The organism is Leclercia sp. Colony189 (assembly GCF_009740165.1).
In the GTDB taxonomy this organism is placed as follows: Bacteria; Pseudomonadota; Gammaproteobacteria; order Enterobacterales; family Enterobacteriaceae; genus Enterobacter.
Map to the genome: position 1 here is coordinate 3,096,660 of NZ_CP046557.1, position 15,053 is coordinate 3,111,712.

The 15,053-nt window shown below is 57.2% G+C and carries 13 protein-coding genes; all 13 read right to left on the bottom strand.

The features are described 5' to 3' along the window. Nucleotides 1–131: 131 nt before the first annotated feature. The 13 genes from wcaM to wcaE all read right to left on the bottom strand — a co-directional run bounded on the left by wcaM (nt 132) and on the right by wcaE (nt 15,046). Nucleotides 132–1,517, bottom strand: a complete 1,386-nt coding sequence (gene wcaM, locus GNG29_RS14895) for a colanic acid biosynthesis protein WcaM (RefSeq protein WP_156654868.1) — start codon at nt 1,515–1,517, stop codon at nt 132–134. Nucleotides 1,518–1,528: 11 nt separating this feature from the next. Next, nucleotides 1,529–2,749, bottom strand: coding sequence for a colanic acid biosynthesis glycosyltransferase WcaL (gene wcaL, locus GNG29_RS14900; protein ID WP_103180211.1), 1,221 nt, complete (start codon nt 2,747–2,749; stop codon nt 1,529–1,531). After that, on the bottom strand, nt 2,746–4,026 hold the full coding sequence (gene wcaK, locus GNG29_RS14905) for a colanic acid biosynthesis pyruvyl transferase WcaK (protein ID WP_156654869.1): 1,281 nt from the start codon (nt 4,024–4,026) through the stop codon (nt 2,746–2,748). The genes wcaL and wcaK overlap by 4 nt, the downstream gene beginning before the upstream one ends. Before the next feature lie 50 nt (nt 4,027–4,076). Continuing rightward, a complete protein-coding gene (gene wzxC, locus GNG29_RS14910) occupies nt 4,077–5,555 on the bottom strand; it encodes a colanic acid undecaprenyl disphosphate flippase WzxC (RefSeq protein ID WP_103180213.1) in 1,479 nt (492 codons plus the stop codon). Nucleotide 5,556: 1 nt separating this feature from the next. Next, nucleotides 5,557–6,951 (bottom strand): undecaprenyl-phosphate glucose phosphotransferase, encoded by a 1,395-nt coding sequence (wcaJ, locus tag GNG29_RS14915; protein WP_103180214.1) that lies wholly within the window; start codon nt 6,949–6,951, stop codon nt 5,557–5,559. A 49-nt stretch (nt 6,952–7,000) separates the two neighbouring features. Beyond that, entirely contained in the window at nt 7,001–8,371 is a 1,371-nt protein-coding gene (gene cpsG / locus GNG29_RS14920) for a colanic acid biosynthesis phosphomannomutase CpsG (protein WP_156654870.1), read from the bottom strand. Between the two features lie 111 nt (nt 8,372–8,482). Next, entirely contained in the window at nt 8,483–9,919 is a 1,437-nt protein-coding gene (gene cpsB, locus GNG29_RS14925) for a mannose-1-phosphate guanyltransferase (RefSeq protein WP_103180216.1), read from the bottom strand. A gap of 3 nt (nt 9,920–9,922) precedes the next feature. Next, nucleotides 9,923–11,146 (bottom strand): colanic acid biosynthesis fucosyltransferase WcaI, encoded by a 1,224-nt coding sequence (gene wcaI / locus GNG29_RS14930; RefSeq protein ID WP_103180217.1) that lies wholly within the window; start codon nt 11,144–11,146, stop codon nt 9,923–9,925. Then, on the bottom strand, nt 11,143–11,616 hold the full coding sequence (locus tag GNG29_RS14935) for a GDP-mannose mannosyl hydrolase (RefSeq protein ID WP_156654871.1): 474 nt from the start codon (nt 11,614–11,616) through the stop codon (nt 11,143–11,145). The genes wcaI and GNG29_RS14935 overlap by 4 nt, the downstream gene beginning before the upstream one ends. A 2-nt stretch (nt 11,617–11,618) precedes the next feature. Continuing rightward, nucleotides 11,619–12,584, bottom strand: coding sequence for a GDP-L-fucose synthase (locus GNG29_RS14940; RefSeq protein WP_103180219.1), 966 nt, complete (start codon nt 12,582–12,584; stop codon nt 11,619–11,621). 2 nt (nt 12,585–12,586) lie between these two features. Further along, on the bottom strand, nt 12,587–13,708 hold the full coding sequence (gene gmd, locus GNG29_RS14945; RefSeq protein WP_103180220.1) for a GDP-mannose 4,6-dehydratase: 1,122 nt from the start codon (nt 13,706–13,708) through the stop codon (nt 12,587–12,589). Between the two features lie 27 nt (nt 13,709–13,735). Further along, nucleotides 13,736–14,284 (bottom strand): colanic acid biosynthesis acetyltransferase WcaF, encoded by a 549-nt coding sequence (gene wcaF / locus GNG29_RS14950; RefSeq protein ID WP_156654872.1) that lies wholly within the window; start codon nt 14,282–14,284, stop codon nt 13,736–13,738. Nucleotides 14,285–14,299: 15 nt separating this feature from the next. After that, entirely contained in the window at nt 14,300–15,046 is a 747-nt protein-coding gene (gene wcaE, locus GNG29_RS14955) for a colanic acid biosynthesis glycosyltransferase WcaE (protein WP_156654873.1), read from the bottom strand. Nucleotides 15,047–15,053: the final 7 nt, after the last annotated feature.

Consider the following 15,053-nt stretch of genomic DNA (forward strand, 5'->3'; position numbering starts at 1 on the left):
GTTTCGCCAGCACGAATTGCTACAAATCTGGAGACGATGTTACGCAATTACAGCGTAAATTTCAGCGGATGCAATCCGAATAGTCGCGCTTTAATTCCAGGAATCCTCGCAAAATGCCGGCTGGTTAATATTTAGCGCTTCGGCAGGTTAAAATTCAGCCGTTCCGTATTGAGCGTATGATGGTCAATTCGGTCGATATCGACCGAACTTTGCCCCTTTTCATTAACCGCGTTAATGTTCGCCAGCGAGAGCAGCGTTTCGTCCCGCGCCATAAACTTGCCGCGCACATCTTTGCGCAGATCAAAATTCAGCTTCAGGGCTGGGCCCCTGTCTGCATCCTGCATCACGTTGATATTACGCATAAAAAGATGCTGAGGTTTATTATGGAACTCCAGAGAAGCGCGCCTCATCTCAAGGTTGGTGAGGGCTACGAACGAGGTTTTATTGCCGGAGGAGATCTGTATTCCGCGCAATTTTCGTGCAAGTTTCTGGTTATCCAGATGAATATTGTTGAGGCGGAAATTCTGCGGTATCGACAAATAGTCGCCTTTAATCACGCCGTAACCAATTAACATCCCGGCGCTGTCGGTCATCTCAACATTATCGATGACAAAATTATCGCAGCCATATATCGCGACCGTTGCGTTATCAATACCCGCTTTCTTACTAAAGTCCGGGGTGATATTGCGGGCCTTAACATTACGTATGATAAAGTGTTTGCCGTTTTCAACGTGCACCAGCTGACGGCAATTGCTCCCGGTAATATTGGCCACCACAAAGTTCTTTACCGTCTGGTCTTCAGGGTAGTTATTGTCGTAGGTGCTGCCCGCCAGACCGATGCCGATACCCCAGTTAATTTTCCCGTTAGTGCAGTCGATATGGTCGATCACGTGGTCTGAGATGAGGATGTTTTTGTCATTAATCGCCACGTTCCATTCGATGGCGTCACCCTGCAGGTAGCTGAAATGACAGTTGGTAATCTTTACGCCATCCATCTGGTTATGAAACCCCTGGCGCAGGATTGCATAGTTGGCTTTAGTGACCCGCAGGTTGTCGATCAGCAGATTACGCATCACCCGCTTTTGTTTACCGCCAATGTAGATCTGGGTCACCGGGCCATAGCCGCTCATCGCCAGGCCCTGGATCACGCAGTCAGAACCGCGCACGTCGAGGGTGATGTTTTCGCTGCGCCCCTTCCCTTCCCCGATTACCTTGCTGCCATCCTGCAATACCAGCCGCCCGCGGCCATTGCCGGTCATCGCACCGAGAATGCGCAGGGTTTTGCCCTCGGGAATAAAAATGGCGGCGTTGATGTTCTCGCAGGTGACGTCCGCAGGTACCACGACGGTATCACCCTCGTTAAAGGCCTTCTTAAATGCGGCAATTCCGTCACGAAGGTCATACCGGCTGATCTCCACCGTGGCAGCGTTTTTGGCGGCCCGAACGCCGACCAGCGGCGCGGCCGCCAGCACGGAACAGGTGGTGACAAACGCGCGTCGCGTCATCTCTTTCGGCATATCGCCTCCGTTTAAAGCGTGTGTAGCAGAGTGGCTAACTGTCGGTTGATAAGGTGTTGATTGAAATCGGTCTCCACCTTTTTGCGCGCATTGTGCAGCACAGGCGAGAGCTCCTGATGGGCAATCGCGGCAAACTGTTCAAGCTGGTTAGCCAGCGCCTCCGGATTGTTCTCCTCCACCAGCCAGCCGGAATGGCCTGGTTCGATCAGTTCAGGAATACCGCTATGCACCGTGGACAGGACCGGTATGCCCACCGCCATGGCTTCCATCAGCGCAACCGGGATCCCCTCCATATCACCGTCTGCGCCGGTAACGGAGGGAAGTAAAAAGATATCGGCGGCATCGAGCATGGCTTTGACCTCATGGCTGGGCTTGAACCCTGGCATCTCGACATGCGCCTCCAGCTCATACTGTTCGATCAGGGTGCGCAGCCGGCGCTCCCAGGGGCCAATGCCCAGAATACGGTAGCGAAAATCCACCCCACGCGCTTTCAGCTGGCGGCAGGCTTCGATTGCCACGTGTAGCCCTTTTTTCTCCGTCAGACGTGCAACAGAGATGATTTGCAGTGGGCTTCCCGGCGTTTTAACCGGCCGCTGGGTAAAGCGCTGCATATCCACGCCCATGCGCGAAACGGTGATTTTCTCCGGCGGACAGCCCATGGTTTTGAGCCGCCCGGCCCACAGTTCGCTGATGGGCAGCATCATGTCGCCGCGCTGAAAGAGCCGCTGGTATTCAGGTGTATAGTGGTTCAGCACCTCACGGCTGGAGATATCAATGCCGTGAAAGACGGTGGCGATTTTCCCCTCAATAACGCCCAGCTCGCGCAGCTTGGCCGCCGTCACGCCTGCCGGACCGAAGTGGGCGATAAACACATCCGCACGCCAGGGACGCTGCGTCTGGCCGCAAATGGCGGAGAGGATCAGATTGCGCGACTCGGCGCCATAGCGGGAGATATTCAGCGCCTTCCAGGTGCCAGGGCGGTGCAGCCCGCGCAGGGTCTGGCGGGCGCGGTAACGCAGTTTCGCAAGCCGGCCCTGGGGCTCATCCTGCAGCCAGCGGGTTTTGCTGGCGAGGTCATACTGCGTCCATGCGGCGTGGGTATTTTGCGTATCGCCCTTTTGCAGGGCGATAATCTCCACGTCATATCCCATATCGATAAAAGCGGTGATCTGGTTAAGCACAAACGTTTCGGAGGAGAGCGGGAATTTCAGTAAGAAGAAACCAACCTTCATTTGCCCTCCCCGACCCGATCCAGTACCGATTTCACCATTTTGATGCCGTTTTCACGTTCGGCTTTCACCGCTACCGCCAGGCGTTCGTTGATGGCTGGCAGCTGGCCGAGGGTATCGCCGACCATTGCCCCCAGGGAGCCATCCAGCAGATGACGAATATCCACCGCCATCTCCGGCATACCCAGCTGCTGCATGATCCCGGCAGACTTGTGTTCGTAGTTAATCGCGATGGCCGGGGTGCCGAAGTTCATGGAGATAATGGCCGAATGCAGACGGGTGCCTACGGTCAGATCGCACGCCCCCAGCAGCTTGCCCATCTCCAGATCGTTAAGTTCGTCCATCACCACATGGTAGCGGGACGGATCGCTGACGTGCTGGCGCAGATTCAGCGCCACCATCCGGTCATCTTTGTTGTAGCTGTCGATGCCGGTACAGGTAGAGAGCGCCAGCACCTGATAGCCGCTGTCCAGCACCCGGTTGACCACCTCAGCAAAGGCTTTCTCATAGGCCGCCTGGGTGGTGCCAAGACGCTTATCAAACGGCGCCAGCTCGCGCAGGGTAATGGCGACGGTCTTCTGCTGCGCCGCCACGTTCAGCCAGTGCTGCACGGCATAGCTGGGGGTAAAATTCGCCTCCTGATGATCCACCAGCCAGGCGGTATCCACTCCCTGCTCGACCTTGCTTGTGTCGATCTCGCTACGCTGCATCAGATTCAGGCTCACCGACTCGCGCAGGATTAGCGCGTCACAGTGACCAAACACGTAGTTTGCCAGCTGATTGAACTGGGGATCCTGGAACGGACCGACGCTGTGACCGACCATAAACAGCGGCTTTTTCGCCATAAAGGTGCAGAGCGCATGCTCAAACTGCGGCACGCCGTAAAGGTCGACAAAAAAGGATCCGCCCACCTGAATAATGGCGTCGTAGCCGGAGAGCAGACGGACAAAATCGGTAAAGCCCTGGGCAATGGCAATATTACGCAGCTTGCCGGTGTCGGTCACACGTGACAGCAGCACCTGGTGCTGATAGCGGCGGCGCAGCACCTTTTTCACCCGGCCCATCACGCCCGCGGCGCTGTTATGCTGCTTCATCTGGCTGTAGAGCGGATCGCCCATCACCGGGCGGTTCAGTAGCCAGGAGGAGCTGACCGGATAACGGCTCATCACATCCACTTCTGTCTCAGGGGAGAGGGTGTAAATCGCATCCAGCAGGCCGCGCAGAATGGCGCTGTCACCGCGGTTGCCACAGGTATGGTTGCCCAGAATCAATAATTTCATAATAACCTCTTAAAAAATTCCCCTCCCCAACGGAGAGGGGGAGGAAATAATTAACCTGCGCGAAGCAGCGTTTTCATCTTTTCGTTGCGGCAGAACTGGCGCTTGATCTCCACCACCAGCGCGTTCCGCGACAGCACAATCATCACCGCGAAGGCCAGGGCGCCCGCGGCGACCTGCACCGCCAGCAACGCCGCCAGCGGCAGATGGCCTTGCAGGGCCAGCCCTAAGCCATAGCTCACGGCAAGGGTTGGCAGTGAGAGGTAAAACGGCAGCCAGAGGCTCAGGATGTACTGGCGGTAGCTGGAGCCCAGCACCGGCTTAATCATCACGAAGTAGCTCAGGATGGTGTTGACGATCTGCACCAGCAGGAAGCCCAGCGTGACGCCCATCGCGCCTGCCAGATGGCCGCCGATAACGATCGCCGGAATAAACAGAAAGGTTTTGAAGACGTTGAATTTAAAGCTGATATCGACGCGGGCTTTTGCCATCAGCAGCGATCCGATCGGGTTGCCGACGGAGCGCAACAGCCCCACCACGCACAACAGTTGCAGGATCGGAACTATGCTCAACCACTTCTCACCGAATACCAGCGGCACCAGATTGCCGGAGACCACCATCAGCCCCAGCAGGGTCGGGAAGTTAATGATCCCCACCACCGACAGCAGCTTGTAGAAGTTGAGCCTGAGTTTGTCGGTGTCATCCTGAATTTTGGCGAACGCCGGAAACAGCACCCGGGTGATGATCGGGTTGAGCTTCATTGGCGGAACGACCGCCACGTTGTACGCCAGGTTATAGCCCCCGGCGACGCTGGCACCGAGAATACGCGCCAGCACCAGGGTAGAGAGGTTGGTATTCACATAGTTGATGATGCTGTCGGCGGTCAGCCAGGCGCCGAAGCGCAGGTTGGAGGACACCGATGCGAGCGAGAAGTGGAAGCCCGGACGGTAGATTTTGCGCCCGAAGTAGCCGAACAGCAGCGTGCGCACGACAGAGTTGACCAGGTAGCCGAGGATGGCGGTTAACGCCAGCGGCCAGAAGTGGGCGCTGATCACGGTAAAAGTAAATCCGGCCAGCACCGAGCTGGTCTCGATCATGCCGATCTTGCTGAACTCAAGCTCCTTTTGCATCAGCGCGCGGAACTGCTGTCCGTGAGGGATCACCACAAACGCGAACGACAGCGCGCGCATCAGGGGCGCCAGCTCAGGGTTATTCAATACCCGGGCAATAAGATCGCTCAGCAGGAACAGCGACACGAACACGAGAATACCGAGGCCGACATTAAGCCAGTAGAGGGTGGTTAGCTCCAGCTGGCTAATCTCTTTGCGCTGAATAATCGAGTTGGCGATGCCGAAATCAGACAGTGTATCGGCGAGGGCGATGATCACCAGCGAGACGGTCAACAGGCCAAACTGGTGGCTATCGATAATGCGCGCCAGCACCGTCATCTGCACCAGCCCAAGGCCGATGATGATCACCGTCGCGATAGCCGACCACTTTGCCCCGCTGAGGGTTTTTTCACGTAAGCTCATGTCAGTACGCCGCTTTGTTCACAAAGCCCTTGAAGATGGTCAGAAAGACGATCTTGATATCGAACCAGAGGCTCCACTCGCGGATGTACTCGAGGTCGAACTCAATGCGTTTTTCCATTTTCTCCAGGGTGTCAGTTTCGCCGCGCCAGCCGTTGATCTGCGCCCAGCCGGTGATACCCGGCTTCACCTTGTGGCGCAGCATGTAACCTTCGATCAGCTGACGATACTGCTCGTTATGCGCTACCGCGTGCGGGCGTGGGCCGACAATGGACATCCCACCGGTAAACACATTGATAAACTGCGGCAGTTCATCAAGCGAGGTGCGGCGCAGGAAGTTACCCACGCGGGTGACGCGCGGATCGTTTTGCGTCGCCTGGGTCACCACGTTGTCGTTTTCCATCACCTTCATGGAGCGGAATTTCCACACCATGATCGGCTTACCATCCATACCGTAACGGGTCTGGCGGAAGATCACCGGCCCCTTTGACGTGAGCTTCACCGCCAGCGCAATGGCGCACAGCACCGGGGAGATCAGCAGCAGGATCAGGGATGACAGCACGATGTCCTCCACGCGCTTCAGCACCCGGTTGAGGCCAGAGAGCGGCGTGTCATACAGGGGCACTACCGGTACGCCGTTCACCTCTTCGATACGGGAATGCAGAATGTTAAAGGTGAACACGTCCGGGATGAGGATCACCGAGCAGGTGGTGTCTGCCAGCTTACGCATCAGGGTTTTGATACGGGCCTCGTCGCTCATCGGCATGGCAATGTAGACGTTATGGATCTTGCCCGCTTTGGCATCGTCAATCAGCTGCGAATAGTTACCGGCCCAGTCCGAAGAGACGCCACCCGGCTGCGCGTCGTGATAAACGCCCACCACGTCAAAGCCCAGCCACGGCTCTTTGCGAAAACCGTCAAGCAGCGCCAGTCCGGCCGGCAGGCTCCCGGCTACCGCCACCCGGCGGGTGTTGTAACCCCGGTTACGCAGCCAGCCCGCGCCAAAGCGGATCAGAGAGCGACAGACCACCATCCCCACGCTGGTTAACAGATACCAGGCAAAATAGGTAGCAAAGCGATTATCGAAGTCGTTGTTGAAGGCCACCAGCCCGAAGCTGAAGACCAGGCTTAAGGTCCAGTTCTGCAACAGCAGTTGCAGCTCGGTGGTGATTTTGACGCCCCGCCATGAACGGTAGAAGTCGGTCATGCCGCCGATCATCTGGAAGACGACCAGCGCGATCAGCGCCATCAGCAGATGCATGTAGAGGAACGGCAGCCCGCTGATTTTACACACCATCCACAACCCACCGAACATGATGGTGATATCAGAAAAACGCTGCACCATAGAGATTAACGATGCATTCGTTTTGGCTCGCTCGCGCTTTTTTAGATTTGTCATCGTTGTTCCTGTTTCAGGGCCCCCTCCCCCAACGGGAGAGGGGGAAAGGTTACTGATTCAACAGCGCCATAATGTCCTGTGTTCGCGCCGCCATCAGCGCCGCATCGGCACGGGATTCTACGTTCAGGCGCACCACCGGCTCGGTGTTGGACGAGCGCAGGTTGAAGCGCCACTGCGGGAAGGTCATGCTGATACCGTCTGTACGGTCGATCTCCAGCGCGTGCAGGGCAAAGTGATGCTCCACCCGGGCAATCGCCTCGGCAGGTGCCGCCAGCGTGCTGTTGATCTCGCCGCTCGCCGGGAAGGCCGCCATGCGGTCGCGCACCAGTTCACCCAGCGACTGGCCCTTCAGGCACAGCAGCTCGGTCACCAGCAGCCACGGGATCATCCCGCTGTCGCAGTAGGCAAAATCGCGGAAGTAGTGATGGGCGCTCATCTCGCCGCCATAAATCGCGTCTTCTTCGCGCATCCGCTCTTTGATAAAGGCGTGACCGGTTTTGGACATCACCGGTGTGCCGCCTGCCGCGGAGACCACATCCACCGTATTCCAGGAGAGGCGCGGGTCATGAATGATGCGCGAGCCGGGGTTTTTCTCAAGGAAGGCTTCCGCCAGCAGGCCGACGATATAGTAGCCCTCGATAAACTGCCCCTTTTCGTCGAACAGGAAGCAGCGGTCGAAGTCGCCGTCAAAGGCGATGCCCATATCCGCGCCATGTTCAATCACTGCATTGCGGGTATCGTCGCGGCACTCCGGCAGCAGCGGGTTTGGAATACCGTTCGGGAAGGTGCCGTCCGGGGTGTTGTGCACTTTGACGAAGGTGACCGGCACGTTAAGCGCCTTAAAGCGCGCTTCCAGGGCATCCACCACCGGGCCTGCGGCGCCGTTGCCGGAGTTGATGACCAGCTTCAGCGGTTTGAGGTTCGCCACATTGATGTAGCCCAGCAGGTGATCGATGTAAGCATCACGCAGATCGATTTTCTTATAGCTGCCGCGCGTTGACTCGTTCACCGGTGGGAAGTCGTTGGCTTCCGCCAGACGCTGTACGTCGCGCAGGCCGGTATCGCCGCTGATCGGGCGCGCACCCTCGCGCACCAACTTCATGCCGTTATAGTCCATCGGATTATGACTGGCGGTCACTTCGATCCCGCCGTCCACGCCTAAATGGAAGGTGGCAAAATAGATCTCTTCGGTACCGGAAAGGCCGATATCCAGCACATCCACACCCGCGTCCTGCAACCCTTTAGCCAGCGCCAGTTTTAACGCTTCGCTGGTCAAACGGACGTCGCCGCCCAGCACGATGGTTTTCGGCTTTAAATATTCGCCATACGCGCGGCCAATGCGCCACGCAATGTCCTCATTCAGCTCTTCACCGAGCTTGCCGCGAATGTCGTAGGCTTTAAAACAGGTTAACTTTTGCATCATTACCCCTTTTTCAGGCAACAGTTGGCCCGCCCGATATACAGGCCAATTTGATTTTTTTGTTTTCGTAGGCCCGGTAAGCGCAGCGCCACCGGGCAAAATGCGTGAGTGCTACACCCTGCCGTATCTGTCCTCAAATCGGACGATATCGTCCTCTTCCAGATAGGAGCCGGAGCGCACTTCAATCAGATCGAGAGGGATTTTCCCAGGGTTTTCCAGGCAGTGCGTCGCCCCCAGCGGGATATAAATCGATTCGTTTTCACCGAGCAGGGTTTCAACATTGTCGATAGTGACTTTGGCGGTACCTGCCACCACTACCCAGTGTTCCGCCCGGTGATGATGCATCTGCACCGACAGCCCCTCGCCCGGTTTAACGGTGATGCGTTTCACCTGATAACGGTCACCTTCGTCGATGGAGTCATATTTGCCCCACGGACGATAGACTTCGCGGTGAATGTGGTGCTCATGGCGGCCATCGGCCTTGATCTGCTCCACCACTTTTTTGACGTCCTGCACCGCGTTGCGATCGGCAATCAGCACCGCGTCTTTGGTCTGTACTACAACCAGATCTTTAACGCCGACGGTGGTGACCAGGCCCGATTCGGCATAGACATAGCTGTTCTCGGTTTTATGGCTAATCACATCCCCGTGATGGACGTTACCTTCCGGCGTGTGCGCGCTGATCTCCCACAGGGATGACCAGGAGCCGACGTCGCTCCAGCCCGCATCCATCGGCACCACCACCGCATCGGCGGTACGTTCCATTACCGCGTAATCCACCGACTCCTCCGGGCAGGCAAGGAACGCGGCTTCGTCCACGCGGATAAAGTCCAGATCCGGGTCGACGGTGGCCATTGCGCGTTCGCAGGCTTCCAGGATGTCCGGGCGATACTTTTGCAGCTCTTCCAGATAGCGTCCGGCGCGGAACAGGAACATACCGCTGTTCCAGTAGTACTCGCCGCTGGCGACGTAGGCCTGCGCGGTTTCCAGATTCGGTTTCTCAACGAACTGCGCGACGTCAAAGGCCAGGCTGTCGCCCTCCCCCGGCGTGACGTTACCGCGACGGATATAGCCATAGCCGGTCTCCGGCAGGTCCGGCACGATGCCGAAGGTGACCAGCTTGCCGCTTTCGGCATAAGGGATGGCGGCACGCACCGCATCGCGGAACGCCTCTTCCTGCTGGATGACGTGATCCGCCGCCAGCACCAGCATCAGCGGATCGCAATCCGGGCTGCTGCGCTTCGCCGCCAGCGCGGCGAGAGCGATGGCCGGGGCGGTATTGCGTCCGGCCGGTTCAAGAATGATATTTTCGGTGAGCTTGTTCAGCTGTCGCAGCTGCTCGGCGACGATAAAGCGGTGCTGTTCATTACAGATCACCACCGGGCTTTCGCAATCGACGCCATTAAGACGGTTTACCGTGGTCTGCAGCATGGTGAGCTCCCCTTTCAGGCAGAGGAACTGTTTCGGATAGAGCACGCGGGAGAGTGGCCATAACCGGCTACCTGAGCCACCCGCCATCACAACCGGGTACAACGTATTCTTATTCATGATTTATCCCCGAATATCTGCAATAAACTGGTTCAGCACGTTCTCTTTCTCGAGCGTGCGTTCGGCATAGTCACGCGCGATGGCGTTCTCTTTGGGCATATTCAGCGCCTGTTCGATCCCGCCCACCAGGGCGGATACCGACTCCGGCTCGACGCACACCGCGATCCCCGGCAGGGTGTCGCACAGCTGGCCCAGCTCGGTATGGGCCTCGGCGGTGATCACCGCGTTGCCGCCCACCGCCAGAATGTTGGTCAGCTTGGAGGGCAGAACGGCATCCGCCGCGCCGCGCTTTTGCACAACCAGATGGCAATCGGCCATCTTCAGCAGCGCCGGTAAGGCCTCGTAGGGCTGCAGCGGCAGGAAAGTGATGTTCTGCAGGCCACGTTCCTGGGCCATCTTTTGCAGCCGCGCTTTGCCACCCCCCTGGCCGACAATCACAAACTGCCAGGGCTGGTCGCGGAGCTGCTCAGCGGCATCAATAACGTTCTCAAGCCCCTGCTTCTCACCGATGTTGCCCGAATAGAGAATGATTTTTTTGGCTTCTGGCAGACCCAGCTGCTCGCGCAGGGCCGCCGCCTCAACAGCAGTCACATCGCGAAAACGGGCCACTTCCGACCAGTTTGGAAAGAAGATCACCTTCTCCGCTGCCACGCCCTTCTCCTGCGCTTTGTTCATCATCGAGCGGGAGATGGTCGAGACGTAATCGACGTTATGCAGGCTGCTGCGCTCGAAGGCGCTGGCCAGTTTCGCCACTTTGCCGCCCTTGCCTTTCCCGGCCATTCCCAGGCCCAGCATGGCGTCCACTTCGTAATCCTGAATGTGCAGCAGGGTGCGGGCGCCTGAGAGCTTGCCCAGCAGGCGCATACCTGGGGTGCAAAACAGGGTCGGCACCACGCCGATAATGCGATCCGGCTTCCAGCGACGTTGCGCCATCAGCGGGAAGAAACTGCTCAGGGCAAAGCTGCCCAGATGAATCAACCGCTTTAAGGTCGAGGGCTGCTTTGGCACGTAAAGCGGACAGCGCCAGACGGTCGCGGCCCCCTCTTCGCGGCGGTAGCGCCAGCTGGAATAGTGCTCGTCCACCTGCCACTCCGGGTAATAAGGTGGTGCGGTAATGACCCGCACCTCATGGCCCTGACGGGCCATCCACTCCACCATCTCGCCGGTGTACTTACCGATCCCGGTCAGCTCCGGCGAGTAGTTAATGCCGTATACGAGAATTTTCATAAACCCGGCACTCCGGCCTGCTTCAGAAAATAGGCCCGGCTGTTGTCATGGACGTTATCGCTGGCCAGCAGCGCGTCGGGCGTCAGCCAGCGATAGTCGTCATGCTGCGCATCAGGCAGATGCAGCTCTGCCTGATCCACCTTCAGGCGAAAACCGAGCACCACATAGTGGGTGGTGAAATCGGTGCCGGAAAAGTTGTCGTCATAGAAGTGCTGCCAGACCCCGTAGAACTGCCCTGCCGTCATCGGCAGACGGAGCCCCAGCTCCGCCTGCGTCAGACGCGCAAAGGCATTTTCCAGCGTCTCATCTTTCTGCACCCGCCCACCTGGCACGAACCAGTAGCCCTGTGCCGGACGATTGGTGCGCTGTCCGAGCAGGAACTCGCCACGCTCGTTCTCCACAATCAGATCGATGGAGATCAGCGGCGTGGAACGCACTACCGTGGCAAAATCTTCCTGACTTAAAAACATAGTTACCCCCGGAAGCGGTGCTGATTTTCCAGGAACCACTGATAGGTGCTGGCCAGCCCCTGGGCCAGCGTCACCTCGTGGAACCAGCCCAGCTGGTGCAGACGGGTCACGTCCAGCAGCTTGCGCGGGGTGCCGTCGGGTTTAGTGGCATCGAAGGCCACGCGGCCCTTGTACCCCACCACCTCAGCGATGGTTTCAGCCAGTTCGCGGATAGTGCAGTCCACCCCGGTGCCAACGTTGATATGCGACAGCATCGGCTCGGTATTCTCCTGCCACACCTCGCGGGCCAGCTCCATCACATGAATGCTGGCGGCAGCCATATCATCCACGTGCAGGAATTCGCGCATCGGCGTACCGCTGCCCCACACCACCACTTCCGGTGCGTTGCTGACGGTGGCTTCATGGAACCGGCGCAGCAGCGCCGGGATCACATGGGAGTTGCTCGGGTGGAAGTTATCGTTCGGGCCGTACAGGTTGGTCGGCATCACCGAACGATAATCGCGGCCATACTGGCGGTTGTAGGACTCGCACAGCTTGATCCCGGCAATCTTGGCAATCGCGTAGGGCTCGTTGGTTGCCTCAAGCGTGCCCTGCAGCAGCTCGCTCTCGGCAATAGGCTGCTTCGCCATCTTCGGGTAGATACAGGATGAGCCGAGGAACAGCAGCTTGTTCACGTTGTGCAGGTGCGCCGCGTGAATGATATTGCTCTCGATCATCATGTTCTCGTAGATGAAATCCGCCGGGTAGGTATTGTTGGCGACAATCCCACCCACTTTTGCCGCCGCCAGATAGACCTGGTCGATGCGCTGTTCAGCAAAGAAAGCCTCGACTGCTTGCGCATCCAGCAGGTTAAGCTCGTCACGGGTGCGCAGCACCAGCTCGACGTTGCCACGCTGCTCCAGCTGGCGAACAATCGCCGAACCCACCATCCCGCGATGTCCGGCAACAAAAATACGTTGTTTGGTCATTCTCAGGACTCCAGCGCGATGGCAACCTCGTAGCCGTGGGATTTAAGCAAGGAGTGTTTTTTCGCCGCTTCGAGATCTTTTGCCACCATCTCGGAGACCATCTCCTGCAGCGTGGTTTCTGGTTTCCAGCCCAGTTTTTCGTGCGCCTTGGTCGGGTCGCCCAGCAGGGTTTCTACCTCGGCAGGACGGAAGTAGCGCGGGTCAACTTCCACAATCACGTCGCCCGGCTGTACGCCCGGTGCGTCGTGGCCGGTGACGGAGACCACAATGCCTTTCTCGTCCACGCCGGTGCCTTCGAAGCGCAGCTTGATGCCCAGCTGAGCAGCGGCCATCTCAACGAACTGACGCACGGAGTACTGCACGCCGGTGGCGATAACGAAGTCTTCCGGTTTTTCCTGCTGCAGCATCATCCACTGCATTTTTACGTAGTCTTTGGCATGGCCCCAGTCACGCAGGGAGTCCATATTGCCGAGGTGGAGCTTCTTCTCCAGGCCCTGGGCGATGTTGGCGATCGCGCGGGTGATCTTACGGGTCACGAAGGTCTCGCCACGGCGCGGAGACTCGTGGTTGAACAGGATGCCGTTGCAGGCGTACATGCCGTAGGATTCACGGTAGTTAACGGTGATCCAGTAGGCGTACATTTTTGCCACTGCATACGGGGAGCGCGGGTAGAACGGCGTCGTCTCTTTCTGTGGGATCTCCTGCACCAGGCCGTAGAGCTCGGAGGTGGAGGCCTGATAGAAACGGGTTTTCTTCTCAAGACCGAGGAAACGAATCGCTTCCAGCAGACGCAGGGTGCCGATGGCATCCACGTCAGCGGTATATTCCGGGGATTCGAAGGAGACGGCCACGTGGCTCATCGCGCCCAGGTTATAGACTTCATCCGGCTGGACTTCCTGCAGAATACGGGTCAGGTTGGAGGTATCGGTCAGATCGCCGTAGTGCAGATGGAATTTCGGGTTCGCCGCGTGCGGATCCTGATAGATATGATCCACGCGCTCGGTGTTAAAAGAGGAGGCACGACGTTTGATTCCGTGCACTTCGTAGCCTTTTTCCAGCAGGAGTTCCGCCAGATAAGAACCATCCTGTCCGGTTACGCCGGTGATGAGAGCGACTTTAGACATGTTTATTTTCTCCAGACTTATCAGAAGTTATTCAGTTTCAACGCGTTCGCGTATCACCACTGCGGGATTGCCACGGCAAAGTTTGTTTGCCGGTAGCGATTTAAAAACACTGCTGCGCGCACCTATAACGGTGCCATTGCCAATGGAGACACCGGGGGCGACAAATACGTCGGTCGCCAGCCAGCATTTCTCGCCAATGGTGATTGGCTGCGCGTTAATATCAAAATGTTGACTCATATAATCGTGGCTGCCGGTACAGAGGTAGCATTTCTGAGATACCACTGCATTCGCGCCAATCGAAATTTCACCCAGCGTATATAACACCGCGTCGTCACCAACCCAGGCGTTATCCCCAAGGGTTAATTTCCATGGGTAAGTAATTTTTACCGACGGGCGAATCACTACGTTTTTTCCGATTTTTGCACCGAAGCTGCGTAATAAAAATGCGCGCCAGCGATACATAATTTGTGGGGACCAGGCAAATAATGTCGCCTGTACCGCCCACCATAACTGCACCTTAATCCCCCCTGCGCCACGAAATCCTTTTGGCACAGAGAAGCCGCTTAATTCCTGCATACTTTTTCCTTATATTCAGACTTTGTTATATAAGGCTTTGGTTTTACCCGTGGTTTTAAGGCGCAATAAATAAGATAATTCCGCCCATACGCCCGGTACGCGTAATATGTCGCGCTGCACCTTGCGGGCATCCTGGCATAATTCCAGATTATTCGACGTTGACACGCCGCCCATCGAAAATTCAGAAACCAGACCTGGCAGACGTTTAAAAGGATATCCGGCTTTATACAGCCGAGCGGCCAGTGCGTAATCCGATGAAACGCGGTACTGCAGATCGTACGGGTACGTTTTTAACCCGCTCAGCGGGAAGAAAATCGCCTGATGGCTGGCCGGCAGGCTGTGATAAATATACCAGCCCGGTTTCGCCGTACGGCGTACTTTATTTCCATCACCGAAATCAAGTAACGCATCGCCCATGTACATGGCGTTATCCTGGACTCGAACGAGTTGACGGACAAACTGCGCTACGTCGTCATGAAAAATATCGCCAGAATTAAGGAAGATGGCATAGCGCCCCTGCGCCATGTCGATACCTTTATTCATGGCATCGTAGATACCGCGATCTTTCTCGCTGATGTAGCGTAAGTTATACTCACCATTCAGTTTTTCGAGGAACTCTGCGGTGCCGTCGTTCGAACCACCATCCACCACAATCCATTCAAAGTTGAGGCTGTGATCGCCTGCCAGATTACGCAGCGACCGCCAGGTTTTTACCACGCCCTCGTAGTTACGAAAGGCGACAGTAATAACGCTTAGTAACATAAACCAC